The sequence below is a fragment of the Nocardia inohanensis NBRC 100128 genome (genome assembly GCF_001612945.1).
In the GTDB taxonomy this organism is placed as follows: domain Bacteria; phylum Actinomycetota; class Actinomycetes; order Mycobacteriales; family Mycobacteriaceae; genus Nocardia; species Nocardia inohanensis.
Genome location: NZ_BDBK01000017.1, coordinates 307,258 through 333,646 on the forward strand (window position 1 = coordinate 307,258; position 26,389 = coordinate 333,646).

Sequence of the window (26,389 nt, forward strand, 5' to 3'; positions counted from 1 at the left end):
CGTTCAGCGCCGGTTACCGCCGCGGCCCAGCACCGCCCCGATCGCACGCGGCGCCCAGGTACGGCTGGTCAGCGTGAGGACCGTTGCGAGCGCCCGGCCCGGCTTGGACTCGAGTGCCTCGAGCACCCGATCGATCAGCTGCGCCTGCTCCGGCGTATGCGGGAAATGGTGCGGATCCCGGCTCGCGGCGATATCGGCGATGCCGATCAGCTGCGCCTTGCAGTACTTCCGAATGCCTTCGGCCCCACCGCGATACCCCATGCCCGACTCCTTCCAGCCACCGAAGGGCGCGCCGAGAGCGAAGGCGTTGAGCAGATGGTCGTTGACGAAGACACCGCCCGCTTGAATCCGCCGCGCGATCTCCAGGCCGCGACGGCCGTCGCGGGTGAATACGCAGGCGCTCAGCCCCAGCTCCGAATCGTTGGCCAGGGCGATGGCGACCTCGGCGTTCTCGGCGGCGGCGACGGCGACGAGCGGGCCGAAGGACTCCTCGCGCATGACATCCATGGTGTGGTCGCAGTCGGCGAGCACGGTCGGCGGGAACACCGGTCCCTGCGCCGCGCCGCCGACGGTGACCCGCGCACCCTTGGCGACCGCGTCGTCTACATGTCGCTGCAGGATCTTCATCTGCTCCGGGTCGGTGAGCCCGGCGACGTCGACAGTGCCGGCCGGCCCGGGCAAGCCGTGGTGCAGGGCGCTCACCTTGACCGTGAGCCGCTGCACGAAATCCTCGTACACGCCCTGCTCGACATAAACACGTTCGATGCCTTGGCACACCTGACCGCTGTTGATCATGCCGTAGGTGGTCGCCACATTGGCCGCGCGCTCCAGATCCGCGTCGGCGAGCACGATCATCGGGTCGTTGCCGCCCAGTTCGAGCGAGACCGGCGTGAGCTGCCGCGCCGCCTGCTCGGCGATCACCCGCCCGGTTTCGGTGGACCCGGTGAACATGATCATGTCGGCGGCGTCGACGAGTGCCGGTCCGGTGCCGGGTCCGGTGGCCACGGTGAGGATGCCGTCCGGTCCGCCGACCTCCAGGAACGCCTGCGCCAGCAGCACACTCGACAGCGGGGTGAGGGTGGCCGGTTTAAGGATGACGGCGTTGCCGGCCATCAGCGCCGGGATACCGTCGCCCAGACAGGTGCCGAGCGGGAAGTTCCACGGCCCGATCACACCGATGACACCGCGCGGGGCGTACCGGGTCACCAATCGACGCCCGAAGGCCAGCGCCGAGGTGATGTGCGCGGGTTCGTCACGCAGCAGGGCTTCGGCGGCCTGCCCCCAATACTTGATCAGCTCGCTGATGAGCTGCACGTCGGTGAAGAGCGCATCGTCGGGTGTTTTCCCGGATTCGGCGACGAGCGTCGCGACGACCTCTTCGCGATGGGCCATCATCCACTGCCGGAAGCGCTCCAGCACCGCGGCGCGCCCGGCGAATCCCAGTGCCTCCCAAGCCGGTTGCGCCCGGCGGGCGCGATCCGCCAGTTCGGCCACCTCGTTCGAGGTGAGTGCCGGCACCGTGCCGGCGATCTCGCCGGTGGCGGGATTACGCACCTCGATAATGGAATCGGACATGGAAACCTCGAATCACCTTGTTGTCCAGTTGGATACGCACAAGTCCAGGGCCGCGCGGCTCACAGCGCTTCGTCGGCGAGCTCCATGACCGCGCCGTCGACGGTCTCGACGATCCTGCGGTCGGCGGCGAGTCGCGGCAGCACCGTGGCCGCGAAGAACCCGGCCGCGGCGATTTTGCCCTGGTAGAACGGGATGTCGCGGGCGTCGGCGGCGGCTTCCAAGACCTGGCGTGCGCGCTCGGCCTGCACCAGCAGCCGCCAGGCGATGAGCAGGTCACCGAACGCGTACAGGAAGCGCACCGAGACCAAGCCGACCTTGTAGATCTGCGCCGGATCCTGTTGTGCGGCCAGTGCGTAGCCGGTCATGGCGGTCGCCATGGCCCGGACATCGGCGAGCGCTTCGCGCAACCGGATTCGGTCCGGGTCGTGGCCGGTGGCGAATTCGTCGATGCGAGCGATCAGGTGGTTGAAGGCGATGCCCTTGTCGCGCAGTATTTTCCGGAAGAAGAAGTCCAACGCCTGGATGGCGCTGGTGCCCTCGTAGACCGAGTCGCCTTTGGAATCGCGGATGTACTGCTCGATCGGATAGTCCTGCAGGTAGCCCGAACCGCCGAAGGTCTGCAGGGATTCGGTCAGCATCTCGTAGGTTCGTTCGGCCGTCACCGCCTTCACCACGGGCAGCAGCAGATCGTTGACGCGACCGGCCAGCTCCGCGTCCACCCCGGGGACGAGCTCGGCGACGTCGTCGTATTTGTGGACGGCGGCGTAGAAGTACAAGGCGCGCAACCCCTCCGCGTACGCCTTCTGCGACAGCAGCCCGCGGCGCACATCCGGGTGCCGGATGATCGGCACCCGCGGCGCGGTGTTGTCGGCCGCGCGGGTCAGATCCGGGCCCTGCTCACGGGTTTTGGCGTAGGCGAGGGCGTGCAGGTAGGCCGTCGACAGCGTGCCCGTGGCCTTCACCCCGACCGACATGCGGGCGTATTCGATGACCTGGAACATCTGGGCGATGCCGTCGTGCACCCCGCCCACGAGGTAGCCGACGGCGGGCACGTCGGTGCCGCCGAAGGTCAGCTCACAGGTGGGGGACCCGCGCAGGCCCATCTTGTGTTCCATCCCGGTGACGAAAACGCCGTTGCGGGAACGGGGTTCGAAGGTTTCGGGATCGAAGAGGAACTTCGGCACATAGAACAGGCTCAGTCCCTTGGTGCCCGGTCCGGCGCCGGCGGGCCGGGCCAGCACCAGGTGGAAGATGTTCTCGGTCAGGTCGCCCACGTCTCCCACGGAGATGAAGCGCTTGACGCCCTCGAGGTGCCAGGTGCCGTCGGGTTGGGGCAGTGCGCGGGTGCGCCCGGCGCCCACGTCCGAACCCACGTCGGGCTCGGTCAGCACCATGGTGGTGCCCCAGCCGCGCTCCAGACCCGCTGCGGCCCAGCGTTTCTGCTCATCGGTGCCGAGCCGGTGCACGATGCCGGCCAGGATCGGCCCGTGGGTGAAGAAGCTCGCCGACGGATTGGCGGTGACGAGCATTTCGCGCAGCGCCCAGAGCAGCGGGGCGGGGGCGGGCTGGCCGCCCAGTTCCGGTGTGAGTCCCAGCCGCCACCATTGCGCGTCCCGTACCGCCCGCACCGTGGCCCGCATCGGCTCGGGCACCTCGACGGAGTGGGATCCGGCATCGAAGCGCGGCGGGTTCCGGTCGGAGTCGGTGAAGGAATCGGCCACCGGCCCCTCGGCGAGCTTGGCTACCTCGCCGAGGATCTCCCGGGCGGTGGCGGCGTCGAGGTCACCGTAGACGCCGGAGTCGAGGATCGTGTCCACGCCGAGCACCTCGAACAGGTTGAACTCGAGATCGCGGACATTGGCGAGGTAGTGCCCCATCGGGTGAATCTCCTTGCTGCTGAAAGGCTTTAGCTGGTATCGAAGGCGTTCAGAGCAGGTTGACGGGAATCTTCTCGGCGAGGATGCCGGGGACGCGCGCGGCGAGGTCGTCGATCGCCCACGGCCCGTCGGTGGTGATGGTCGCGCCGAGGTGCCAGTTGATCAGCTCGCTGATGGTCCCGCCCTGCACCAGGAACACCCGCCCGGTCACCTCGGTTTTGTCCGCCGCCAGATACGCCACCAAGGGGGCGATATTGTCCGGCGAGTAGGTGTCGAATTCGCCCTTGGCGGCGGCTTCCTCGGCTTTGGCGGCCAGCAGCGCGCCGACGCCGGGGGTGGCCAGCGTCATGCGGGTGCGGGCGGCGGGGGCGATGGCGTTGACGCGCACCCCGTAGCGGCCGAGCTCGTCGGCGGCGACCAGGGTCAGGCCCGCGATGGCGGCCTTGGCGGCACCGTAGTTGGCCTGGCCCGGGTTGGGTGCGAGAGTGCCCGACACCGAAGCGGTATTGATCACCGAGGCATTGGGCTGCCGACCGGCCTTGGCCTCGTTCTTCCAGTACGCGCCCGCGTGCCGCAGCACCGAGAAGTGGCCTTTGAGGTGGACGTCGATCACGTCGTCCCACTGCTGTTCCTCGAGGCCGACGATGAACCCGTCGCGCAGGATGCCCGCGTTGTTGACGACCACGTCGAGCCCGCCGAACTCCGAGACGGCCTGGTCCACCAGCTCTTTCGCGCCCGCCCAGTCGGCGATGTTCGAGGTGTTGGCCACGGCCTTGCCGCCCGCGGCGAGGATCTCGTTCACCACCTCCTGGGCGGGGCCGGTGTCGTTGCCGCTGCCGTCGGGCGCGCCGCCGAGGTCGTTGACCACGACACTCGCGCCCTCGGCGGCGAAGCGCAGTGCGTGCGCGCGGCCGATGCCGCGTCCGGCTCCGGTGATGACGGCGATCCGTCCATCGAGCATGCCCATGTTGTGTGACTCCTTGTCGTCGAAGAGGTTTCGGGTCGGATCGGCGGTCAGTCGCTGACCGTGGCCAATCCGTGGGACAGGACCGCGACGCCGTCCTGAGTGGTCTCGAAGGCGTAGGCGGTGACGCCGTCGGTGGTGCTCAGCCGCCAGATGGTGGTCTCGATGTCCTTGCCGGGCAGCGCGGGTCCGGCGAACCGCACCGCGAACCGGTGCAGGCGTGCGGCGTCGCCGCCGGCGACCTCGCGCAACACCGCCGAGGAGACGATCGCCATGGTGCACATACCGTGGGTGATCACGCCCGGTAGCCCGGTCTTGCGCGCGAACTCGGCATCGAGGTGGATCGGATTGCGATCGCCCGAGGCCTCGGCGTATCGCACGGTCTGGTCGTCGTCGATGTGCTGCACGACCTTGGCGACCGGCGCCTGCTCGCGCAGGGCGGGATCGAAGGAGTGACCGGAGGCGACCTCGCCGACCGTCTCCTCGGCGTCCGCGCCGCGCACGAACAGCGTCCCGATCTGCTCGTTGACCAGTGCGCCGGTGGCATCCCGGGTTTCGAGCACCACGGTGCACGGGGTCCCCTTGGGGGTGCCGCGATAGCCGCTCACCCGGCTCCGCACGGTGAGCGTCTCGTCGCGCCGGATCGGCCGATGGAAGCGGAAATCGTGGCTGCCGTGCACGATCCGGCCCAGCAGCGACGCGGGGACCACGCGCACCACGGGTTCCAGCAGGTTCTGGAACACCGGGACCACGGCGAACACCGGTGAGGCGGTGTAGCCCACGCGGTGCGCGTCGATGGGATCGTTGGTCGCTTCGGCATAGGCCGCGATGCGGTCGCCGGTCGCGCTGTAGGTGCCGGGGGTGGTCCACTCACCGACCCCGGTGGAATCGAAACGCAGTTGCTCGTCGCTCATCGGCGGTAGCTCCATTCTGGTGTGAGTCGTTGCGGGACAACCGAACCGGTGTTCACCGGTCGGCTCGCTGATAGGCGGTGACCACCACCGCGCCGCCGAGGCCGATATTGTGCTGCAGGGCGGCGGTGACGCCGTCGACCTGGCGGGCGTCGGCCTGCCCGCGCAGCTGCCAGGTCAGCTCGGTGCACTGCGCCAGACCGGTCGCGCCCAGCGGGTGCCCCTTGGAGATGAGCCCGCCGGACGGGTTGACCACCCACCGGCCGCCGTAGGTGTTGTCTCCGGCGTCGATGAGCTTGGCCGCATCGCCCTCGGCACACAGTCCCAGGGCCTCGTACACCAGCAGTTCGTTGGCGGAGAAGCAGTCGTGCAATTCGATCACCTGGAAATCGTCTGCACCCAAGCCGGATTGGTCGTAGACCTTGCGCGCGGCGGCAGCGTTCATCGCATGGCCGATGATGTTGCGCGCCGAGCCGTCGAACGATGCCGCGCTGTCGGTGAGCAGCGCCTGGCCGACGATCTCCACGGCCTGGCCGGCGAGCCCGTGCCGGTCGACGAAGTCCTCTCCGGCCAGCACCACCGCGGCCGAGCCGTCGGAGGTGGGGGAGCACTGCAATTTGGTCAGTGGGTCGTAAACGCTTGGTGCGGTGAGGATCTCGTCGAGTGTGTAGACCTGCTGGAATTGGGCGTAGGGATTGTTCGCCGAATGCCGGTGGTTCTTCTCGCCGATCTTGGCGAAGTGTTCGGCCGTGGTGCCGAAGCGTTCCATGTGCTCGCGCCCGGCCGCGCCGAACACATACGGTGCGGGCGGCATGGCGGGCGGGTACAGCTTCGACATGGCCTGCATGTAGCGCATGACCGGCTGGGTGCGGTCGGTGAAGCTCGAGGCGAGCGAGCCGGGCTGCATCTTCTCGAACCCCAGAGCCAGCACACACTCGGCCTGACCGGCACGAATCGCGTTGGCCCCCAGATAGAGCGCTGTCGATCCCGTCGAACAGTTGTTGTTGACATTGACGACCGGGATGCCGGTGAGGCCGAGCTCGTAGGCGGCGGCCTGACCGCTGCAGGAGTCGCCGTAGACGTACCCGGCGTACACCTCCTCGATCCGGTCGTAGCCGATGCCGGCGTCGGCCAGCGCCTTGGTCCCGGACTCGCGGGCCATATCGGTGTAGTCCCAATCGCGTTCGGCACCATCGGGTGTGGTGACCTTGCGGCGGCCCGGCTTCTCGAACTTCGTCATACCGACGCCGATGACGAAAACCTTGTTCGCCATGTGATTGATCTCCTTCGATCAGAGGTTGCGAGCCGAATGCGCGCGAGTTCGCTACCAGCCCTGGTAGAGCGCGTCGATCTCGGCGGCGTACTTGGCGGCGATCGGTTCGCGTTTGAGCTTGAGCGTGGGGGTCAGTTCATCGCCGCCAGGCAGCCAGAACACCGGCAGCACAGTGAATTTCCGCACCTGCTCGACGCGCGCGAGTTTGGCGTTACCGGCCTCGACCGCGGCGGCGATGGCGTGATGGACCCGTTCGTCGGCGGCGAGCACGGCCGGATCGGCCGCCAGGCCCAGGTCCGCCGCGAACCGCGGCGCGATCTCGGGGTCGAGGGTGATGAGCGCGACGTTGTATGGCCGCCGGTCGCCGATCGCGATGACGGAGCCGATCAGCGGTGACCCGACCACGATGGCGTTCTCGATATTGCCCGGGGACATGTTCTTGCCCGCGGCGTTGATGATCAGTTCCTTCTTGCGGCCGATGATGCGGACGTAGCCGTCGTCGTCGATGTGCGCGAGATCGCCGGTGTGCAACCAGCCTTCGGCGTCGATGGCCTCGGCGGTCTTCGCCGGATCATTGCGGTAGCCGCGCATCAGATTCTTCGCGCGCATCAGCAGTTCGCCGTCCGCGCCGGTCCGCAGCTCGACGCCCGGAAGCGCCTTGCCGACGGTGCCCAGGCGTGATTGCGCGGGCGAAACCGCCGTTCCCAGACCACATTCCGACATGCCCCAGACTTCGCTGATCGGAATGTCGAGCCGTCGCAGGAAGTCGAAGACCTCCGTCGCGATCGGGGCCGCCCCGGTGAGGCTCCAGCGCAGCCGGTCCAGGCCCAGCCGGGCGCGTACCGCGGCCGCCACCTCCGGTACGCCCGCGGCGAGCGCGGCCGCGAGTTGCGGATCGGCCCCCAGTTGCGCGTCCACGGCCATCTTGAACTTCTCCCAGGTGCGCGGCACCGCGCCCAGGGTGGTCGGGTGCAGTTCGAGGATGGCCGCGGGCAGCTGGGCGGGGTCGGCCACATCGGTCACCTGGTACCCGAACCACATCGCGAAATAGTGGCTCCACCCGCGATCGGCCGCATGCGCCGCCGGCAGATAGGAGATCGTGGTGTCGTCCTCACGCATGGGCAGCACGCTCGCGATGCGTGTGCCCAGCGTGAACATCCCCTCGTGGGTGTGCTCGACGCCCTTGGGTTTTCCGGTGGTGCCGGAGGTGTAGATCATGCACAGCACGTCCGCCGGTTCGACGGCGCGCCAGGCGGCCTCGAAGTCGAAAGCGGGGTCGGGCTGCGGCAGCCGGTCCAGATCTCCGTCGTCCACCACGACGATGTGCTCCACCACGGTGCCGGACGACTTGATCGCGTCGAGGAACTGTCGTTCGGTGACGACCAGTTTCGCGCCGGAATGGTCGAGCAGATAGCGGATCTGCTCCGCCGGGTTGGTGTTGTAGATGGAGAAGGTGGTCGCGCCCAGATGCGAGGCCGCGGTCTCGGTGAGGTGGAACTCGGGCCGGTTGGTCAGCATGGCCGCGACGGTGTCGCCGTGCCCGACGCCGAGGGCGGCGAATCCGCCGGCGATGCGGTGTACCGCGTCGCCGTATTCGCGCCAGGTGTAGGTGATTTCGTCACCGGGGGTGCGCAGGGCGAGCTTGCCCGGGTACGCCGCGACGGTCCGCTGGAACGCTTCGGGGAAAGTGCGGGGGTCGCTCATCGTCTACACGCTCACCGAGTATCCGCCGTTGACCGGGTAGGTCTGCGCGGTGATCCAGGAGGCCGCGTCCGAGGCCAGGAAGGTGATCAGTGCGGCCGCGTCGGCGGTTTCGCCGAGCCTGCCCATCGGGTAGGGCGCGATCACTTTGCGGCGCAGCTTCTCGTTGGCCAGCGCGGGTTCGATGGCCGGGGTGCGTGTCGCGCCCAACGCGACGCAGTTCGCGGTAATGCCGTGTGGGCCAACCGCTTTGGCGACGGCTCGCATGAATCCGGCCGCTCCCGCCTTGGCTCCGGAGTAGACGATGAGCTCGGGCTCGCCGATGCGCGCGGCATCGGAGATGACGGTGATCACCCGCCCGCGCCCGCGCTCGACCATGCCGCCGAGCACCGCATGGGTGGTGTGCATGACGCCGAGATAGTTGACCGCGATCCACGGCCCCCACTGCGCGGGGTCCTGCTCCCAGAACTTCGGCTGCGGGGCCATGCCATCTACTGTGGCTCCGGCGTTCCCGGCATTGTTGACCAGGATATCGATCGGCCCGAGCTCTCGCTCGACCTCGGCGACCATGGCCGATACCGAGGCGGGGTCGGTGACATCGGCCTGCACGCCGTAGGCGCGCCCACCCATCCGGTCGATGGCCGCGGCGCTCTCCTTGGCGCGGTCGGCGAAGTAGTCGTTGACGGCGACGGCCGCGCCCTGGCCGGCGAGCATACGTGCGGTGGCCGCGCCGATGCCCTGGCCCGCGCCGGTCACGAGCGCGACTTTGCCGGTGAGGTCGAGCATTTCGGGGTATGTCGGATTCTCGGTCATGGAGTCGATCACCTTCCGATCGCTTCGCGCCCGAAGACCTCACGGGCGACGATCAACTTCTGGATTTGGGCCGTGCCGTCGCCGATGAGCACCGCGGAGGCGTCACGCAGCATGGCTTGCAGGGGCATTTCGTCGGAGAAGCCGACGTGACCGTGCAGGACGATGCAGTCCTGGATGGCGCGCACCGCCAGCTGCGGCACCCACCACTTGATCATCGCGGCCTCTTTGGTGTGCGGCCGGTCGGCCATGCGCAGGCTCAGCGAGCGGTAGCAGAGCCAGCGGGCCGCCTCGAGCTGGGTGAGGTGTTCGGCGATGGGGAAGGTCACGCCCTGGTTGGCCGAGAGCGGCTTGCCGAAGGTGTGGCGCTCCTTGGTGTAGCCGACGGTCATCTCGATCGCGCGTTCGGCCACGCCGATGCACATCAGGCCCAGAAGCGCACGGGTGAAGTCGAATTCGTTCATCACCATGTGGAAACCGCGGCCGTTCTCGCCGAGCAGCCGCCGTTCGGGCACGAAGGTGTTGTCCAGGCTGATGGAGCCGCGGCCCAGCGGGCGCACGCCCGGGTCCTGGAAGCGCTGCCGTGAGACGGTCGGGTCATCGAGCTCCACCAGGAACGCGGTCGGGCCCTTGGTGGTCTTGGCGAACACCACCGCCATATCGGCCTCGGCGACGCAGGTCACCGAGGTCTTTTCGCCGCGCAGCCGCCAGCCGCCGTCGACCTCCTCGGCGAAGGTGCGCATGGCGCTCGCGTCCGAGCCGCTGCCCGGCTCGGTCAGGCCGAGGCAGGTCTTGAGTTCGCCGCGCAGGAAGCGCGGCACCAGCTCGTCGGCTTCGCGGCTGAACCGCTCCAGGAAGGCGCCGCCGGAGGTGCCCGCGAAGACCAGGTATGCCGCCGAGAAGTCGTGCCGGGCAAGTTCTTCCACCGCGAGACCCTGGGCCAGGTGGTCGGCTCCCTGGCCGCCGTGCGCCTCGCTGACGCCCAGCCCGATCAGCCCTTGGGCGGCGAGCCGGGCGTAGATGTCGTGCGGGAATTCGTCGCTGAGTGCCCGCCGGTGGTACCCGTCGGCGATGGTCTTGCCGAAGGCCCGGATGCTGTCGCGGAACAGCTCGTAGTCTTCGTCGAGGATGCAGGTCAACGGCTTTGTCGCGCTGGTCATCGAGTCTCCCGGTTGAAGTTCGGTCGCCGGCCCTCGGCGAAGGCGGTCAGTCCCTCGGCCACATCGGCCGATTTCAGGTGTGCCACAGCGGTTTCCAGCTCCAGCGCGATGCCCTGCTCGATGGGGAGCGTCAGACCCGCGCCGATGACCCGCTTCATGGCGGCGATGCCGTCGGCCCCGGCGCGGCCGATGCGGTCGGCGAGAGTGGTCGTGGCAGAAGCCAATTCGTCCCCCGGTACGACCCGGTTGACCACGCCGAGCTCGCGCATCTCGGCCGCGCTGAGCGTGCGTGCGGTGTACATGAGTTCGCGGGCGCGGTTCGCACCGATCAAGCGGGGCAGGCGGATCGACGCGCCCGCGCCCGGGAACAGGCCGAAGTTGGCGTGCCCGTCGGAGAAGGTCGCGCTCTCGGCGGCCACCACCAGATCGCAGGCCAGCACCAGTTCCAGGCCACCTGCGACGGCGGGACCGTTGACGGCGGCGATCACGGGCATGCGCAGGCGCTCCATACGCAGCGTCAGTTCCCCTGCCTTACGCAGTGTTTCGGCGATGGCGTGCAGATCGGCGGTGGATTCGCGCAGCGCGTCGCTCAGGTCGGCGCCGGCGCAGAAGGCTTTGCCCGCCCCGGTGAGGACCACGACGCGCGCGCCGTCCGCTTCGGCGCGGGTGAGATCCTCGTCGATCGCGGCGAGCATCGCATCGGTGACGGCATTCAACTTCGCCGGCCGCGACAGCGTGATCCAGGCGGTGGCGCCCCGCAGCTCGTAGGCGGTCGGCCGCGGCGATGCGGTCATGTGATCCATGCCATCGACCGTCGCATCGTGGTGGCGGGCCAACAATCAGGCGAATGGCGTATTTGGCCCTACGAATGGCTATCCGGATGACCGAATGGGGGACAGGGTGCCACCCAATGACCGATTGGCGGGGGTGTGGCGCGCCTCGAGACTGTCTCTATGAACGACATCTATGTGGCCGGCGTCGGCATGACGGCCTTCGGAAAGCAAGCCGATCGCACCGTGCGGAACATGACCGAGGAAGCGGTCGCCGCCGCGCTCGCCGATGCCGGCGCACAGCCCGACGCGATCGATTACGCCTACTTCTCCACCGCCGTGGCATCCAAGATCACCGGGCAGGCGTCGGTTCCCGGTCAGGCCGCGCTGCGGCACACCGGCCTGCTCGGCGCACCCATCGTCAATGTCGAGAACGCCTGCGCCTCCGGCTCGACCGCGTTCGGGCTGGCCCGCATGACCCTGGCCTCCGGCGCCGCGGATGTCGTCATAGTGGTCGGTGCGGAGAAGCTCTCACACCCGGACCGGGCCGTCACCTTCTCCGCGTTCTCCAGCGGCTACGACCTGGAGGAGCCGCCCACCGCGGCCTTGCAGGGCGCGGGCAAGGGCACGGTGTTCATGGACATCTACGCCGGCATCGCCCGCGATTACATGGCGCGCAGCGGAGCCACCGAACGCGACTTCGCGGAGATCTCGGTGAAGGCGCACCGGCACGGGGCGCTCAATCCCAAAGCGCAGTACGGTGATCCGCTCACCGTGGAGGAGGTGCTCGCCAGCCGCGAGATCGCCCCGCCGCTGCGGCTGATGATGTGCTCGCCGATCGGTGACGGTGCGGCGGCGCTGGTGCTGGCCACCGAGCGCGGGCTGGAGCGGCTCGACGCGGACCCGGTGCGGATTCTCTCCGCCACCTTGGTCTCCGGCCGCGACCGCGCGCCCGGTGAGCCGTCGGCTCCGGAGCGTGCCGCCCGCATCGCCTACAAGCAGGCGGGAATCACGCCCGATCAGATCGACGTGGTCGAGTTGCACGACGCCGCCGCCCCGGCCGAGCTGATCGTCTCCGAGGAACTCGGTCTGTGCGAACCGGGTCAGGGCCCGGCGCTGCTGCGTTCGGGTGCAACGGCATTGGGCGGTCGGGTGCCGATCAACCCCAGCGGCGGGCTGTTGTCGAAGGGGCATCCGATCGGTGCGACCGGTTGCGCACAGCTGGTCGAACTCACCGATCAGCTGCGGGGCCGCTGCGGCGAGCGGCAGGTCGACGGCGCGCGAATCGCGGTGGCGGAGAACGGCGGCGGCGCGCTGGACAACGATGTCGCGGCGGCCACCGTGACGATCCTGGCGCGGTGAGCGAGCCGATGGGTCCGCTGTCCGGCATCCGGATAGTGGAGATCGGCGGCATCGGGCCCGGCCCCTTCGCCGCGATGATGCTCGCCGATATGGGGGCCGACCTGATCCGGCTGGACCGGGCCGGGGCGGGCGTCGGCGTCGGTACGTGGAATCTCACCAATCGCGGACGCCCTTCCGTCGGTGTGGATCTCAAGCATCCGGGCGGCCGGGACCTGGCGCTGCGTTTGTGCGCCGGCGCGGACGGTTTGATCGAGGGGTACCGTCCCGGCGTGATGGAACGGCTCGGGCTGGGACCCGACGAGGTCCTCGCGTGCAACCCGAAACTGGTGTACGGCCGGATGACCGGCTACGGCCAGCAGGGCCCGCTGGCCGAGGTGGCCGGTCACGACGTCAACTACATCTCGGTCTCCGGTGTGCTGAGCGCCTTCGCCAGGGAAGGGGAGCGACCGCAGTATCCGCTCAATCTCGTCGGCGACTACGGCGGCGGTGCCATGATGCTGGCCTTCGGCATGGTGTGCGGATTGCTCGAGGCCCGCACCTCCGGCCGGGGCCAGGTGGTCGACGCCGCCATGGTCGACGGATCGGCCTTGCTGTCCACGCTGTTCCACGGCATGCGCCAAGCCGGGCTGTGGCAGGAACGCCCCGGCACCAACGATCTCGACACCGGCTCGCACTTCTACAACGTGTACGAGACCGCCGACGGCGGGCATATCGCGGTGGGCGCCCTGGAGCCGCAGTTCTACGCCGAGCTGCTGCGGGCCCTCGAGCTCGATCCCGCCGAGTATCCGCAGTACGACCGCGCCCGCTGGCCGGAGCTGAAAGAGCGCTTCGCGCAACTGTTCCGGACCCGCACCCGAGTCGAATGGAGCACGCTGCTGGAGCATCTGGACGCCTGCGCCACCCCCGTCTACACCATGACCGAGGCGATCACGCACCCGCACAACAAGTCTCGCGAAATATTCGTCGAGGTCGACGGTGTGGTGCAACCCGCGCCCGCACCGCGATTCAGCCGCACCCCACCCCGCATCGGCCGTCCGCCCGCGGAACCCGGCGCGGACACCGACACCGCCTTGGCCGCATGGGGATTCGACCGTGCGGAGATCTCCGCGATGCGCGCGACGGGGGCGGTGTACTGAGGGCTCGCGACCGGAATCGCAGTCACCCGGCGGCGTGCGATTCCGGTCGTGCGGTCATTCGCATGAAGCGCGACACAGCCTCGGCCCGGTTGGCGGCCCGCAGCTTCTTGAGGATCCGGCTGACATGGGTCTTGACCGTCGCCTCCGACACCACCATGTGCTCGGCGATGCGGCGATTGGTCTCGCCGTGCGCCATGAACTCCATGATCTCCAGCTCGCGCGGGGTCAGCAGCTCGTGGATCCGCGAGTCCGGGGCGGAGAAGGCCGCGGCGCGAACAGGTTGCGCGCCAGGCGTCCCCGCCTCCGGGTCGCCGGTCGAGATCTGCAACCCGGCCTCCCGGATATCGGTGAGCGCGACCTCGGTGGCGTGCACCAGCCCCCGCACCCGCTCACCCTGCTCGTGCAGGCGCTCCAGCAGGATGGTGCGCTCCAGCGCATAGCCGTACCCTTCGGCGAACGCCCACAGCACATCTCGATCGACGACGTCCACTTCGCGCGCCGTCATGGCGTGCAGGAATCCGATGACCCGGCCCTCCGGCACGATCGGCGCGGCCACATAGGAATCGACGCTCGATACGCGGGTGAGATCGTGGCGGGTGCGCGGATCGTTCATGGCGTCGTGCACCATCACCGGCGTCCGGCGGCGCAGCATATCGATCTCCAGCGTCAGCCCGTCCAATTCCACCGGCCCGATCTCGGCGAAATGCCGGCGCACCTTGGCCGCCATCCCCGCATCAGTCGTCGAATGCGCGGCGGCCGGTTGCACCACCCCGTCCTGGACCCGGAACAGGATCGCGGCAGTGAACCCGCAGAATTCGCAGAGCGCCCGGGGTGCTTGTTCGAGCATTTTGGCGGTCGAGCCGATGCCTCGCAGGCGTGCGAGTGCACGCTGCACATCCAGCACCGCATGGGAACGACGAACCCGGTCCTGCTCGCCTAGTTCGATCCGGACGCGCGCGAGATCTACTGCGAGAGCGGCGAATTCCGCCGCGTCATGGGTGGAGGCGCTGCCGAGACGCCCCCGCAGCCCGGTGAGGGCGTCGTCGATCAGTTCGGCCAGTGCTTCCGGACGGGGATGCGTGTCGGTGTCGTGCTGTGCGAACCCGGTCGCCCGGCGCAGCAGCGCCCGCGCTCGTTTCCGGGGATCGGTGAGCAGATCCGGTTCCGGATACCCCGCGATCGGGATTCCTTCGCGCCGCGCCGAATCGATGGTGGCCGATCTCGGAACTGTCATCTGCGTTCCCTCGCTGGATGCCGGACCCGGAGGGAGCCGGGAACCACGTCCGAGTACCCGCGCCGACCCAACCGAGGAGTCTGAGCAACAGACTACAAAATCTGTATTCTGTTGCACAAGGTCTGGGGAACGCAGGCCGGGATGCCTACGATGAGCCCATGACAGTAGGCAGCCGAGCCCGCGGTAAGACCGGCCCGCAAGGTTCCGCGGTGACCGCGGACGTCGGCGAACGTGTCCTCGACGCCGCCCTGGATCTCTTCACCCACTACGGCATTCGCAAGACGACCGTGGAGGACATCGCCCGCAAGAGCGGCGTCAATCGCGTCACCATCTACCGTCACTTCACCGACCGCAACGGCCTGGTCCGAGCCGTCCTGACGCGCGAAGTGCTGCGCGGAGCCGCCCGGATCAACGAGGTCATCGAACGACTGCGCGGCGATGACCGCCTGGTGGAAGGCTTCGTCACCGGCGCCCGCTACACCGCCGAACACCCACTCCTGACCCGTCTGCTCGAATCTGAGCCCGAGGACTTCGCCGTCGCCTGCACGGTTCGCGGCAGCGCCATCCTGGAAATCCTCACCTCGGTCCTCGCTCAGCAGATACCCGCCGCCTCCGCCGACGCAGCCTCCCACCGCCGGCAGCGCGCCGCAGCGGAGATCATCGCCCGCCTCTGCATCTCCTTCATGCTCAATCGCGAAAGCGACAGCATGGATTTCGACACTGACGACCACATCCGCGAAACCGTCCGCACCCAAATCCTCCCCATGGTCCGCGCCCTCACCCCGGACCGCACCGACTAGTCCCTAGGCTCGAATCAGCTTCGGCCCCGGGATTTTCATGTGCAGACAGTACGGGACATTGCGCTATCTCCGCGCTGAGTTCTGGGCCGCCTCGGTCGTCTCCCCGCGCCCGTTCACGGCTTCGGCAACCGTGAAGCGCACCTGCTGCCGCAATTCTGTTGGGCGCGGCCTTAACTCATCGCCTTGGTTAACAGGGCGTAACCCGGCGAGCGAACGTCGTAGTGGACCTTTGAGACCGCAGTTTGAACGTGCGGCCTAGAGTTCCACGCCGTATTCCTGTGCGGTCCCCGGTGCCGGCGCAAGGATCGGGACAGGATCGGAGGCCGTTGTGGCTGCCGTATTCGCGGTTCGCAGACGCTGTTCGGCCTGCGCGTGGGCGGGGGCCAGATTCTTGCGGCGGGCGCGTTCGGCGACCGCCCGATCCAGTCGTTCGCCAGCACCCGCACGCCGTTCGCGAGCTTGTTGAACACGTGCGTCCTCGGCATGGGCGGCGGCGAGTTCACGGGCATGTACCGGCTCGCTGTCGCGAGCCAGCAGGTATTGCCACTGCGCACGGGGAGCCTTTGCGGATTCGGCGGCCGCCACTGCGATGTCGGCACGTTCGCGGGCATTGCGGGCCTCTACCGCGAGCTCGTCATGCCGCGCCTGTGCGTGGGCGAGGGCGGTGGATGCGGCTCGGCGGGCCGCGCGCCGATAGCCGGGTGTGGAGTCGAATGCCGCCTGGGCCGCCGTGACCGTTCGGCGGGCATCGGCGAACTGCTGGCCGGCGGTTCTCGCGTCGGCCAGCGCGGTTTCGGCGCGACGGATCGCGGCGGTCTGCGCGCGCAGGGCGGTGTGATCGGCGATGAGAAGCGCTTCCCGGGTGGCGTCGGTAGGGGCTGCGAGCACGAGTGGGTCGGGCACGGTGAGCTCGCGGCGCAGGCTCCGGATGCGTGCGTTGAGTGCCCTCGTGCCGAGCATGCGCAACGGGTCGGCCTGCATTTGTTGCAGCAACCGCAGGTCCTCGAGTGCACCGATTCGGTGGGCCAGGTCCGCGGCGTGATCGGCCACCGCCCGGTCGACGCCGGGATGCTCGGGCGGCAACGGGGCGGGATTGCTGGCGGTGACCGGGTCGCCGGTGTCGAGGCGGTGCTGGTCGATCGCGGCGGTGGCGCGGGCGGCGAGCACGGTGGCCACGTCGCGGGCGCGGGTGATGCGGGGTTCGCTCGCGCGGGCGATTTCGGTGACGAGTGCGCGGGCGTCGAGGCCAGCGGATTCGGTGTGGGCGATCGTGTCGAGCAGGTGTAGGTAGTCGCGGCCGTCCTCGGCATGGCGGTGCAGCTCGGCTGGCAGCATCTCGCGCAGCAGGTGCCGCGCCCAGTCGCGGCCCAGCACCTTGACCCGGTGGTCGTAGTCGCGGCGCAACCGGGCGATGCGCGCGTCCAGATCGCGGTCTGGGCCTTCGACCGCGAGCGCGTCGGCGAGCTCGCCGATCGCGGCGACCCGGTCGGGGTTGGCGGCCAGTTCCTCGACTTCGCCGCGGCCGGTCAGGCGGGTGCGGAGTTCGGCGGCGTAGTCGGCCAGCTCGGCGTCCACCCCGGGATGGCGGGCCGGAACCGCGGGCAAGTCGACCGGGTCCAAGTCGCGCAACGTCAGGAACCGGCCCTCACCTTTGCGGGCGGGATAGTGCAGTTCGCGAGCGATATGACGGTCCGCGCGGGCGCGCAGGACCGCGGCCGGATCATCGATGTCGGACAGGGTTTCGGCTGTAGCCCGCCATCGATCGGTCGCGATCAACCCGACCATGGTGACCGCGTCCGCGCCGTGTTGCTCCCCGCGATCGAGGGTGTCGAGCAGGACCTCGAAATGCTGGGAGGTTCGCACCTGGGCGGCCAGTGCCGGCGGCAGGGCGCGGTCGAGGATCGCCTCCAGGCGGGCGCGGACCAGGACCTGGCGGGTGTGGTCGTAGACCTCGCGAACCCGCGCCGGGTCGCTGGCGGCGTCGGTCTCGCGGCGCAGGACTTCGGTGGCGGTGATGTTGTCGTCCTCGCGCGCGAGCTCGCGCCGCCACACCTCGTGGTCGGTGAGTTCGGTGCCGGGCGGGTGATGCAGATCCACGTCCGGAACGGAGTCGGTCGCGAGGTAGATGCCGTTCCACGCCGACCCGCGCGTGAGCCCGACATACGCCAGGGCGCGGCCCAGGGCGGCCCCCATGAGCAGGTGTGCGCGGTCCACGGTCATGCCTTGGGCGCGGTGCACGGTGGAGGCGTAGCCGAGTTCGGTGTACTCGCGCACATAGCGCGGGGAGAGCCGGACGTGCCCGTGATGGGTCAGGCCGGCCACGGTCAGCGACCCGTCGGCATGGACTTTGTGGACGCGCCATTGTTCGCCGTTGTCCACCGGATCCCCGGCCCGGTAGCCGCCGGTGATGCGCAGCTTCGGGGTGTTGCGGCGGGTGACGATCAGGTCCCCGAGGTAGGCGGTGTGGGCGTCGGCCAGGACCGCACCGGGCCCGCTGGTAGCGACGCGACCGCGCGCGGCCAGGGCGGCTTGGGCTGCCCCGTTGAGCAGGTGCACATCGTCGAGCGTGGCGGCCATCATCAGTGACGTGGCTCCGGCGTCGAGGTCGGCGAGATAGCCGGTGAGGATCTGCTCGCGCAACTCGTCGGCCATCCCCGACACCACGCGCCCCGCATTCTTGTAGTACTGCCACGCCTTCTCGGTGTCCCCGTCGCGCACGTGCAAGGACGCAGTGGCCTCGTGCGGATCGGCGAAGCGCACCACGTCGGTGAGTTGCGGTGCGCCGGTGTCGTGGGCGATCAATCGCAGGGCGCCACCGGACTCGATCGCCGAAAGCTGAGCCGGGTCACCGATCCACCGCACGACAGCCCCGTACCGGTCGGCGAGGGTCTGCAGGGCGGCGAGATTGTAGGTGGAAGCCATCCCGGCTTCGTCCACGAGCAGCATCGCCCCGCGCCGGATCCCGGGGTCGCGGCCTCGGCGCGCGGTGGCCAGCACCGAATCGATGGTGCGGGCCGGGCAGCCGAGTTCTTCGCCCAGAATTCGCGCGGCGGACTTCTGCGGTGCCAGTGCCATCACCTCCCGGCCGTCGGCGGTCCACGCGGCGGCGACGGCTTTCATGGCGGTGGTTTTGCCGGTGCCGGCGGGCCCGATCGCGACCGCGAGCTTCGCGCCCGAGGTGCACAGATGCTTCACGATCGCGCGCTGCCCGGCATTCAAATCCCGCACCCCGCGCGTGATCTGGGCGATCGCGGCATTGACCGCGGCCACGGTCAGGAACTCGGTGGTCGGGGTGAGCGCGGCCTCCAAGAGCGCGGTTTCGCGGGCCAGGACCGATTCGCTGCTGTAGCGGAATGTCGTTGCCGCACAGGTGCTGAAGACGTGTTCGCCGGTGCGGCGCGCCAACTGCGGTGGGACCGGATCCGGATCGATGGACAGTGCGATCGAGAGCCGATCGCGTACCTCGGCGACGGTGGCTTCCAGGGCGGCCCGGTGGGCGTCGGTGCTGTCGAAATCGCATTCCACGACGCGGTCTTCGGCGGCGGCGCGGATGTGGGTTTCGGTCCAGGTCGCCCGCCGCTGCGACACAGTTTCCAGCACGTCGGCGGCCACCCGGAGCGGATCCCACACGTTGCGCCCGACCAGCGCGATGGCCCGGTCGACGTGATCGAGCAGGTGCTCGTCCTGGCGGGAATCCAGCAGCGCCGCAACCTCGTTCACCACCTCCTCGCGGCTCGTCCCGGACGGGAGAATCGTGCGCTGCAGGACGGTGCCGATCGCGTCATGGACCTGTGCAGGCGTGGCATCGAGGACGGCCGCGCTGCCGCCCAAGGCGACTCCGGCGGCCACCGCGACCCGGTGCGCGTCATAGCGGCGCGGGGCTTCGGGGTGCTGGGACAGGTAGCGGATCTCCTGGGCGACATCGCGGGCTCGGCGTCCGTCGTGCAGGAATTCCTCGGTCTGGCACGCCCAGTCGGTGAGCATTTCTTCCAGGGCTCTGGGGACCGGTTTGCCCTCTCGGGTGGCCAAGGTGGCGGCCTGGATCAGCTTGATCTGCATATTCTTGGGCGGGTTGTGCCCGTGGGTGGCGCGGTAATCGGCGATGAGCTTTTCGGCCTCGGCCAGGATGGTCGGGCGGCGGGAGAAGAAGGTGATCAGTTCCTCGGGCATATCGGCGATTTCCAGCACCGGAGCCTTGTGCAAGCCGTTGCGATACCGCGGCTCGAACCGGTAGCCCATGGTGCGTTTCAGCTCACCGATCCGGCGCGCGTTGTACTCACACGACAGCGACACCGTCGCCTGATACAGGGCACGAGCATCCAGCGCGCACCACTTGCCGTCGGCGCCGAGCACCCGCGAGGAGACGACGACATGGCTGTGCGGGTTGGGATCTCCCGCCCGCGAATCCCAGTGGTGGTAGATCGCGAAGGTCAGCCCTTCGGCGTCGATGACCCGCTTGCCGCCCGCGCCGCGCCGGGCCAGCGCGTAGCGCTCCTGCACCGTCTCGAGGGTGGCGTAGAGGGCGCGCAGATGGCATTCCCAATGCTGTTGGCGGCCCGCGTCATCGAGCAAAGCCCATTGGATCGCTTCGGATTTCGTGCCGGTCGCGACCATGTCGAACCCCACCACCGGCGCGCGGTTGGCGCGCTTCTCATTGGCCAAAGCGGCGTTGATTTCCTCCGGTGTCGGGGCGCGCCCGAGTTCGGTGAGCAAGTGTTTGCGAGCGGCTCCGATCCGCAGTCCCACCCACTCTTCCCGATCCGGCGGCCGTTTGTTCGCGGTCAGGAAAGCGACCTTGTCGGCGTGATAAATCTGCGCGATTGGGGAGTTCTCGGTACCGATCGCATGATGTCCGCTGCCCAGCCGAGCCTCGGCCAGTGCCTGCTCGATGGTCTTGCCCTCTTCGATCGCGGTGATGATGATCTGGTCGGCATTCGGGTGGATCCCCTCACCGTAGAGGGCGCGCATTTGTGCTTCGGTGACCTCACCGGAGACTCCGAGGATCGCCGCGCCACGGCCGAACCACTGGCCAGCCGGAGTGCCGTGCGCGGCGTAGTAATCGGTGAGTCCCTGCCCTTTCGCGCGTTGACGATCCGCGGTGGCTACCGAGCGGAGCAGGTACTCGAAGCCATCGCCGGCGTGTAGCGCCTTGATGGTCAACACAAGATCAAGTGTGCGCGCAAACATGCGGCTACGAAAGAGCTTTGACCCGGGAATTCACGATAGTGCAAGAGGTGTGCAGTGGGGGAGGGATGTATAGGGACATGAAGGGACACAATGGAATACGGGAGATCTGATAATGGGGTAGGGAGGAAAAGGCAAGGAAACCGCAGGGGCACAAAGAGTGAGAGTGGCAGGGGGTGACTTGGGCAATGACAAGGTAGGGCTGTCCGGGTATGGCATCGATTGCGGCACTTGTTGTATGACACCAACAAGACGCAACTGGTCACGAAGTCGGTGCTGATCCCGTGATCAAACACCAGATGCAGCGGCAACCGATTTCGTGTACTGGAATCTCGTCCGCGGTGACGACGATCAGCTCCTTTCCGTTGCTGGTCACCTCAACCGAACCATCCAGCCTCACATGAACTTTGGCTTCGATTGCTGGGACACCGATCATCACGTTGCCGAGGAATTCGAGAACGTACGAGGTCGTGGTGCTGTCGGCGTCGAGACGGACCATCTGGATGTTCTCGGCGGCGGCGATCCGCTCGGCACCCTCCTGTAGTCCACACGGCGTAACCACGATGCCGCTGTCCGCGCCGGTATCGCGGATGCTGTACGCAAGGGCCGCAAGGTGTCCCTGCTTGAGTCTCGATATCGTGTATCGCCGACATTCGATGACTACGAAACCGGTTCCGCCTTCTCGCACTCCCTTCGCGTCGACCTCCCAATCCGTGACGGCACCCCGCAAGGCTTGTTTCCCTTCGACACGCTCCAGACCCAACGTCGATGCGATTTGGTTCAGGAGGTATGTCGCTACCTCCTCGTAGCTGCGCCACGCAACTGATTCGTCTGCCATCGTCGTGCCTCTGTACGTGATTTGCCGAATTGCGGAATGCCCACGCGAATGATCGGGCACTAGCGTGGGCTTGTCCGGACGTTCGGGTGAACCGGCACATACGGTCACTAGTCAGGGGTTGAGGCGGTGATCGGCTGGCTGTCCCAGAGGTCGGTTACTTGGACCTTGCTCCCGCTTGCGGTGTGTCGCTTCGCGGACTCGATGACGATCACTTCGCCGATGGCGAGAAGGTCACTGATCTCGTTCGCGTGCAGGTAGCGATCGTTGGGCACGATGACGGCGGCGGCGTCGGCGCTCCAGGCCGCGCTCATGATCCGGCCGAAAGAGAGATACCGCCCGGGGATGTCGTAGACGATCGCCGCGACAATGTAGCCGAGCTGTCTCGCTACGGCGTGTATATCGGCTGCGTCCCGTTCTCTGTCGGATCCTGCGGTACCCGGCCGGATGAAGCCGACGACGGACGGCAGCACCAGGGGTGTGGCCATTGTTCACATCTGACTTTCTGTGGGGCGGCGGAACTGGCGGTAGACGGGTCGTCGGATCGCCAACGCGCCGCGACTGGTCGATCGGTATCGACTCGGTGCCTGCCTGGTGTGCATGGCCAGGCCGTCTCGCGAGAGGCGCAGCAGCGCATGGCGGACGGCGGTTTCGGTGAGTGCGGTGTGCTTGCACAGTTCGTTGACCGTGAGCGAGCCTGTGGATTCCAGGACCGCCAGCGTGGCAAGCACTTTCGCCTCGTGCTCGGTGAATGCCATCCTGCTACCGCCTTCCGAGTGGATGGGTGGTGCCGGCGTGTGCTCGTTCGAGTTCGAGGCGGGCTTGTATGTCGGCCACTGTGAGCACGTCGGGGTTGCGGCCGGATTGGGCTGCGGTATCGCTGATCAAGAGGGTCGCGGTGAGCAGTAGCGCGATAAGGGCTATTGCAAGCATGATTTCCATGTCGGGTGTTCTCCATGTCCCTGGAACGGCTTTGGAGTGCACCCGACGCCATTTGATGGACCGTGGCGTCGTGTGCTCTTCCAACGGTGCTGCTAGCGGCTGTTGGAATGAAGGGACCGGGTAGGTACCGCGCGGGTACTCTCAGGGCACCGACTGGCAACAGGGGATCCGCTGTGAGCGTTTGCGCGCGATGGACGGGCGTCGAAACACGGGCATTTCGGGAAGCGTTACGACTGCACAAGGAGTCGTTCGCCGAGTTCGTCGGTGTCTCCTACGACACGGTCAAGAAGTGGGAGCGGCGCGGCGACGGCATCGAATTGAGCCCCCATTACGCCGAACGAATGGACAGCAAGCTAGCCGGCGCGGATCCGGCTGTCTTTCATCGCTTCCGGGCGATCTTGCAGGCACCGGCTGAGCCGGGACCGACGCAAGTCGGGATCCCCGACGATCGTGGCGGTTCGCGGCTCGACGACGACGAGTGCATCGTGGTCGCGGCACGTACCCTCGCCGGCGAGGACGTCCTGGTCGCTGTGCCGCGCCGGAACTTCGTTCTGGGTATCGGTGTCGGCGCTGTCGGTGCAGCCGCCTCCGGTGCGCTGGAAGCGCTACGCGGTGTGTCGAGCAGCAAGGCGGTCGCGGCGACATACGCCAGTACATCCATCGATCACATCCGGCACTTCGACAACCTGCGAATGTCGCTGATCGAATCTGACAATGTCTACGGAGCCGCTCGTACGCTGCCGCATGTCCTTGATGCCTTGCGTCTCCTCGACGAATTGAAGCGTGGCAAGGTCGGAGACCCGCGCGGGATTCTGCGTATGCAAGCGATGTTCGCCGAGACAGCTGCCTGGCAACTCCAGGATCAGCGCGACTTCGCCCGTGCCGGTCACTGGGCGGCGAAAGCGCTGCAGTGGTCGCATCAACTCGCCGATGACTACTACATCGGCCTGTCGTTGGTGCGCATGAGCCAACTCGCGTGCGACCAGGGCGATGCGACAGAGGCCGAAGAACTCGCCAATGCCGCACACCGCAGTGCACCTGGTGATTCCTTGTTCGCCGCCGCGGCGTTGACCTTCCAAGCACACGCACTGGCTCTCGCCGGCGGCGTCAGCGACAGCGCCCGAACCTACGACATGGCGCGTGGCATCGTGGCGGTCGCTGACACCGACCCGAAATGGGGAATGTTTCTCGACCACTCCTATATCGACGCCTATGAGGCGCACACTCGTGCCGAGACCGGCGAATATGCGCGTGCGACAACACAGTTCGCGGATGCTATGGCGAGGATGCAACCGGAGTATCCGCGCGACAAGGGTGTCTATCTCGCGCGTACCGCTGTGGCCCATATGGCTGCTGGGGAGATCGAGCCTGCGGTGGCGGCTGGTCAGCGGGCGCTGGAGATTGGTATCGGGACACGGTCGGCGCGCATCCTGTACAAGGTGCGTGAGCTTTCAGGCATGATCGATCCTGCCAGCACGCAACCTGGCGTTGCCGAGTTCCGGGACGCCTATTCAGCTTGGGAGACAGCGAGTTGCCCCGACCGTTCGTAGCGCTCTCCGTGGCTGTCAGCCTCGACGGCTATATCGATGACACAATTCCGGAGCGCCTCTACCTGTCCAACGATCGGGACTTCGATAGCGTGGATGCGCTGCGTGCGGACTGTGATGCCATCCTCATCGGGGCGGAAACCGTCCGCCGCGACAATCCGCGGCTGTGGTTGCGCAGCGACGAACGCCGCGCTGCCAGAGTCGCTGCGGGCAAGCCTGCGAATCTGGTCAAGGTGACCGTCACCCGCTCCGGCGACATCGATCCGGACGCGCGGATGTTCCACCACCACATCGAGGCGGGAAAACCGTTGGTGTACACCACCTTCGAGGGCGCCGAGAAGATGAATGGTCGGCTGAACGAGGTGGCCGAGGTTGTCGCAATCGCCGAAGAGGATTTTTGGGGAGCGCTGCTCGACGACCTGGGCAGGCGCGGAATCGGGCGACTCATCGTCGAGGGCGGCACGCACATTCACACCGCCTTCCTGTCACACGGATTGGCTGACGAACTCCGCTATGCGGTGGCACCGCTCTTGATCGGTCAGGTCGACGCGCCGAGGTTCGTCTCCCCGGCGGAGTTCCCTGGTGGATCGCGCCGACGCATGAAGCTCATCGACGCCACAGTGCTCGATGACGTCGTAGTACTGCGGTATTGCCCAAAGGAATCGAGTCCGACTTCCGCAGGTTCTTAGAATCGTCGGAACACACTGAGCCTCATGAGTACTGCGCTCGCTATTGCCGCCGGCGGCGGCGGGGACGCGATCACCGCCGCCATGCTCGCTGCCGCGATTCCCGACCTGGGGGTCGCTGCGATAATGAGCTATTCGTGGGACCGGTTCATGATCGATCCCACGCCGGGACCCCGGACCCGGGACGCTTTCTCTGGCCTGATCGATCGCGGCGGCGTGGCTGAGATCCCGCCTACGGCTGCGCTCAGGAGGGGGTCTTCGACGCTGCCGCCCCTGGCGGGGTGTCTCGAGATGCCCTTGCTGTTGCTGGGGACCGAAGCTGGTGCTGGCGGCATGTCCGAATTGATGCGTTGTGCTGCAACGGAATTCGGTGCTGACGAACTGGTCGTCGTTGATGTCGGAGGCGACATTATCGCTCGGGGCGATGAGGCGACGCTGCGCAGTCCGCTGGCGGACTCGCTTGCCCTCGCCGCTGCGATGCGGTCGGGAATGCCTACCCGTGTCCTGATCGCCGGTCCGGGGCTCGACGGTGAGTTGTCACCGGCTGAGGTGTATGCGCGTATCGATCAGCTCGACGGTCATCGGATCTGCGAGCTGAGGTCGTCCGATGCCGCGCCGTTCGATGGGGTCTGGTCCTGGCATCCTTCGGAAGCGACCGCCCTGCTGGCGGCGGCCGCGCACGGTTGGCGAGGTGTGGTCGAGACCCAGCGAGACGCGCTGATCGAGATCGGCGACGGCGCGACATGGGTGTACGAGGTCGATGCCGAGGCGTTGACGCGGTCGTCCCTTGCCGAGCCACTGATGTCGACGACGAGCCTCGATCAGGCCGAACAGTTACTGCGTGACCGCCGGGGCGGCCGCAGCGAGCTCGATATCGAGCGTAGGCGTGCGGCCGGTGAACGTGCGGAGGTCCGTTTTCCGGGTGGTGAGTCGCTGCGCATTATCGACCGCCATGTGGACGCGGCTCGTAGTCGTGGGGTCGATGCGATCACGGTGCGCCGGATAGCCGAGCTGGTCCAGGCTGTCGATCCTTACGCTACTCAGGTCCTGCGAGCCCTGTTGTCCGAACATCGACCGGATTGTTTTCGTCCGCCGTTGTATCAGGTGCTCAGCGAGCGGTTCCACGGCTGATTCGAACATCCGCCGGTGAATAGCGTTATTCGATAACAACATTCGTCGTGGGCCAGCACGGCTTATTGCCTGGACTCGAACGGCGGAATATTCTGGGCACTACTCGATGCGATCCGTTCGACCGGAGAGTCATCGATACGATCTCCAGGGACTGTGTTGGCAGCCCTGATGACGCGCCTTCGTTGCGCATTCCAGAATTTCTGTGCCTCCGCGAGCAGCGAGTCGATTTCAGTTACCGACTGGCGAACTGTCAGGCTCTTGCCCCCGCTCGCCCTCACAAGGAGATTTGCCATGTCCACCGAGATCGCGTACCTGACCCGGCTGCAAGTTGCGCAGCGACTTCAGTTGTCGGAGAAGACCCTTCGGAACTGGGCGGCGCAGAAGCCGCAGAAGGGGCCGCGGTGCATCCATATCGGTGGATGCGCTCGCTACCCGGTTGCCGAATTCGATGAGTGAGAGCGGGCGTTACTACAACAGTGAAGGGATGAGCC

General features: G+C 67.5%; 22 protein-coding genes. 7 read left to right on the plus strand and 15 right to left on the minus strand.

What is annotated here, in order from left to right; translation table 11 throughout:
• Positions 1-3: 3 nt before the first annotated feature.
• Genes NI1_RS32145 through NI1_RS32185 form a run of 9 tightly spaced genes read right to left on the minus strand, consistent with a single transcriptional unit; the run spans position 4 to position 11,065 of the window.
• Positions 4-1,575 (minus strand): aldehyde dehydrogenase family protein, encoded by a 1,572-nt coding sequence (locus NI1_RS32145; protein ID WP_067828564.1) that lies wholly within the window; start codon positions 1,573-1,575, stop codon positions 4-6.
• 59 nt (positions 1,576-1,634) lie between these two features.
• Positions 1,635-3,452, minus strand: a complete 1,818-nt coding sequence (locus NI1_RS32150) for an acyl-CoA dehydrogenase (RefSeq protein ID WP_067828567.1) — start codon at positions 3,450-3,452, stop codon at positions 1,635-1,637.
• A gap of 49 nt (positions 3,453-3,501) precedes the next feature.
• The gene (locus tag NI1_RS32155; protein ID WP_067828569.1) at positions 3,502-4,419 is read right to left on the minus strand and encodes an SDR family oxidoreductase; all 918 of its coding nucleotides are present in this window, start codon (positions 4,417-4,419) and stop codon (positions 3,502-3,504) included.
• 47 nt (positions 4,420-4,466) lie between these two features.
• Entirely contained in the window at positions 4,467-5,330 is an 864-nt protein-coding gene (locus tag NI1_RS32160; protein WP_067829213.1) for a MaoC/PaaZ C-terminal domain-containing protein, read from the minus strand.
• A gap of 52 nt (positions 5,331-5,382) precedes the next feature.
• Positions 5,383-6,600: a lipid-transfer protein gene (locus NI1_RS32165; RefSeq protein ID WP_067828572.1), complete on the minus strand. Its 1,218-nt coding sequence runs from the start codon at positions 6,598-6,600 to the stop codon at positions 5,383-5,385.
• 51 nt (positions 6,601-6,651) lie between these two features.
• Positions 6,652-8,304 carry an AMP-dependent synthetase/ligase gene (locus NI1_RS32170; protein ID WP_067828575.1) on the minus strand — a complete coding sequence of 551 codons (1,653 nt, stop codon included), beginning with the start codon at positions 8,302-8,304 and terminating at the stop codon, positions 6,652-6,654.
• A 3-nt stretch (positions 8,305-8,307) separates the two neighbouring features.
• Positions 8,308-9,114 carry an SDR family NAD(P)-dependent oxidoreductase gene (locus NI1_RS32175; RefSeq protein WP_067829215.1) on the minus strand — a complete coding sequence of 269 codons (807 nt, stop codon included), beginning with the start codon at positions 9,112-9,114 and terminating at the stop codon, positions 8,308-8,310.
• An 8-nt stretch (positions 9,115-9,122) separates the two neighbouring features.
• Positions 9,123-10,271 (minus strand): acyl-CoA dehydrogenase family protein, encoded by a 1,149-nt coding sequence (locus NI1_RS32180; RefSeq protein ID WP_067828577.1) that lies wholly within the window; start codon positions 10,269-10,271, stop codon positions 9,123-9,125.
• Positions 10,268-11,065 (minus strand): enoyl-CoA hydratase/isomerase family protein, encoded by a 798-nt coding sequence (locus NI1_RS32185; RefSeq protein ID WP_067829218.1) that lies wholly within the window; start codon positions 11,063-11,065, stop codon positions 10,268-10,270. The genes NI1_RS32180 and NI1_RS32185 overlap by 4 nt, the downstream gene beginning before the upstream one ends.
• A 159-nt stretch (positions 11,066-11,224) precedes the next feature.
• Here NI1_RS32185 and NI1_RS32190 point away from each other — a divergent pair, with 159 nt between their 5' ends.
• Positions 11,225-12,403 (plus strand): thiolase family protein, encoded by a 1,179-nt coding sequence (locus tag NI1_RS32190; protein ID WP_067828580.1) that lies wholly within the window; start codon positions 11,225-11,227, stop codon positions 12,401-12,403.
• 8 nt (positions 12,404-12,411) lie between these two features.
• A complete protein-coding gene (locus NI1_RS32195; RefSeq protein ID WP_067829221.1) occupies positions 12,412-13,539 on the plus strand; it encodes a CaiB/BaiF CoA transferase family protein in 1,128 nt (375 codons plus the stop codon).
• A gap of 22 nt (positions 13,540-13,561) precedes the next feature.
• Here NI1_RS32195 and NI1_RS32200 read toward each other — a convergent pair whose 3' ends face one another.
• Entirely contained in the window at positions 13,562-14,773 is a 1,212-nt protein-coding gene (locus NI1_RS32200) for a LuxR C-terminal-related transcriptional regulator (protein WP_067828582.1), read from the minus strand.
• Between the two features lie 158 nt (positions 14,774-14,931).
• On the opposite strand from NI1_RS32200, the gene NI1_RS32205 reads away from it, so the two are divergent.
• Positions 14,932-15,573, plus strand: a complete 642-nt coding sequence (locus tag NI1_RS32205; protein WP_169815662.1) for a TetR/AcrR family transcriptional regulator — start codon at positions 14,932-14,934, stop codon at positions 15,571-15,573.
• A gap of 255 nt (positions 15,574-15,828) precedes the next feature.
• On the opposite strand, the gene mobF is transcribed toward NI1_RS32205, so the two are convergent.
• The 5 genes from mobF to NI1_RS38265 all read right to left on the minus strand — a co-directional run bounded on the left by mobF (position 15,829) and on the right by NI1_RS38265 (position 22,534).
• Complete coding sequence (gene mobF / locus NI1_RS39975) at positions 15,829-20,736, minus strand: MobF family relaxase (RefSeq protein ID WP_067828588.1); 4,908 nt, start codon at positions 20,734-20,736, stop codon at positions 15,829-15,831.
• A 283-nt stretch (positions 20,737-21,019) separates the two neighbouring features.
• Positions 21,020-21,595, minus strand: a complete 576-nt coding sequence (locus NI1_RS32215) for a restriction endonuclease (RefSeq protein WP_067828591.1) — start codon at positions 21,593-21,595, stop codon at positions 21,020-21,022.
• A 107-nt stretch (positions 21,596-21,702) separates the two neighbouring features.
• Positions 21,703-22,080: a hypothetical protein gene (locus NI1_RS32220; protein WP_067828593.1), complete on the minus strand. Its 378-nt coding sequence runs from the start codon at positions 22,078-22,080 to the stop codon at positions 21,703-21,705.
• A gap of 3 nt (positions 22,081-22,083) precedes the next feature.
• Positions 22,084-22,350 carry a helix-turn-helix domain-containing protein gene (locus tag NI1_RS32225; protein WP_067828596.1) on the minus strand — a complete coding sequence of 89 codons (267 nt, stop codon included), beginning with the start codon at positions 22,348-22,350 and terminating at the stop codon, positions 22,084-22,086.
• A gap of 4 nt (positions 22,351-22,354) precedes the next feature.
• Positions 22,355-22,534: a hypothetical protein gene (locus tag NI1_RS38265; protein ID WP_157535449.1), complete on the minus strand. Its 180-nt coding sequence runs from the start codon at positions 22,532-22,534 to the stop codon at positions 22,355-22,357.
• 173 nt (positions 22,535-22,707) lie between these two features.
• Here NI1_RS38265 and NI1_RS32230 point away from each other — a divergent pair, with 173 nt between their 5' ends.
• From NI1_RS32230 to NI1_RS38270, 4 genes are all read left to right on the plus strand, one after another.
• On the plus strand, positions 22,708-24,084 hold the full coding sequence (locus NI1_RS32230) for a helix-turn-helix domain-containing protein (RefSeq protein WP_067828598.1): 1,377 nt from the start codon (positions 22,708-22,710) through the stop codon (positions 24,082-24,084).
• 8 nt (positions 24,085-24,092) lie between these two features.
• Positions 24,093-24,770 carry a RibD family protein gene (locus NI1_RS32235; RefSeq protein WP_245663504.1) on the plus strand — a complete coding sequence of 226 codons (678 nt, stop codon included), beginning with the start codon at positions 24,093-24,095 and terminating at the stop codon, positions 24,768-24,770.
• Positions 24,771-24,794: 24 nt separating this feature from the next.
• Positions 24,795-25,898, plus strand: coding sequence for a DUF1152 domain-containing protein (locus tag NI1_RS32240; protein ID WP_067828604.1), 1,104 nt, complete (start codon positions 24,795-24,797; stop codon positions 25,896-25,898).
• 291 nt (positions 25,899-26,189) lie between these two features.
• Entirely contained in the window at positions 26,190-26,354 is a 165-nt protein-coding gene (locus NI1_RS38270) for a helix-turn-helix domain-containing protein (protein ID WP_157535450.1), read from the plus strand.
• The last annotated feature ends 35 nt before the right edge of the window (positions 26,355-26,389 follow it).

Bases quoted from the DNA above. Each gene is read 5' to 3' on its own strand.
- NI1_RS32185 (WP_067829218.1), bottom strand. From the start codon at position 11,065: ATGACCGCATCGCCGCGGCCGACCGCCTACGAGCTGCGGGGCGCCACC.
- NI1_RS32155 (WP_067828569.1), bottom strand. From the start codon at position 4,419: ATGGGCATGCTCGATGGACGGATCGCCGTCATCACCGGAGCCGGACGC.
- NI1_RS32225 (WP_067828596.1), bottom strand. From the start codon at position 22,350: ATGGCATTCACCGAGCACGAGGCGAAAGTGCTTGCCACGCTGGCGGTC.
- NI1_RS32220 (WP_067828593.1), bottom strand. From the start codon at position 22,080: ATGGCCACACCCCTGGTGCTGCCGTCCGTCGTCGGCTTCATCCGGCCG.
- NI1_RS32175 (WP_067829215.1), bottom strand. From the start codon at position 9,114: ATGACCGAGAATCCGACATACCCCGAAATGCTCGACCTCACCGGCAAA.
- NI1_RS32200 (WP_067828582.1), bottom strand. From the start codon at position 14,773: ATGACAGTTCCGAGATCGGCCACCATCGATTCGGCGCGGCGCGAAGGA.
- NI1_RS32240 (WP_067828604.1), top strand. From the start codon at position 24,795: ATGAGTACTGCGCTCGCTATTGCCGCCGGCGGCGGCGGGGACGCGATC.
- NI1_RS32160 (WP_067829213.1), bottom strand. From the start codon at position 5,330: ATGAGCGACGAGCAACTGCGTTTCGATTCCACCGGGGTCGGTGAGTGG.
- NI1_RS32190 (WP_067828580.1), top strand. From the start codon at position 11,225: ATGAACGACATCTATGTGGCCGGCGTCGGCATGACGGCCTTCGGAAAG.
- NI1_RS32165 (WP_067828572.1), bottom strand. From the start codon at position 6,600: ATGGCGAACAAGGTTTTCGTCATCGGCGTCGGTATGACGAAGTTCGAG.
- NI1_RS32205 (WP_169815662.1), top strand. From the start codon at position 14,932: ATGACAGTAGGCAGCCGAGCCCGCGGTAAGACCGGCCCGCAAGGTTCC.
- NI1_RS32215 (WP_067828591.1), bottom strand. From the start codon at position 21,595: ATGGCAGACGAATCAGTTGCGTGGCGCAGCTACGAGGAGGTAGCGACA.
- NI1_RS38270 (WP_157535450.1), top strand. From the start codon at position 26,190: ATGTCCACCGAGATCGCGTACCTGACCCGGCTGCAAGTTGCGCAGCGA.
- NI1_RS38265 (WP_157535449.1), bottom strand. From the start codon at position 22,534: ATGGAAATCATGCTTGCAATAGCCCTTATCGCGCTACTGCTCACCGCG.
- NI1_RS32150 (WP_067828567.1), bottom strand. From the start codon at position 3,452: ATGGGGCACTACCTCGCCAATGTCCGCGATCTCGAGTTCAACCTGTTC.
- NI1_RS32195 (WP_067829221.1), top strand. From the start codon at position 12,412: ATGGGTCCGCTGTCCGGCATCCGGATAGTGGAGATCGGCGGCATCGGG.
- NI1_RS32170 (WP_067828575.1), bottom strand. From the start codon at position 8,304: ATGAGCGACCCCCGCACTTTCCCCGAAGCGTTCCAGCGGACCGTCGCG.
- NI1_RS32145 (WP_067828564.1), bottom strand. From the start codon at position 1,575: ATGTCCGATTCCATTATCGAGGTGCGTAATCCCGCCACCGGCGAGATC.
- NI1_RS32180 (WP_067828577.1), bottom strand. From the start codon at position 10,271: ATGACCAGCGCGACAAAGCCGTTGACCTGCATCCTCGACGAAGACTAC.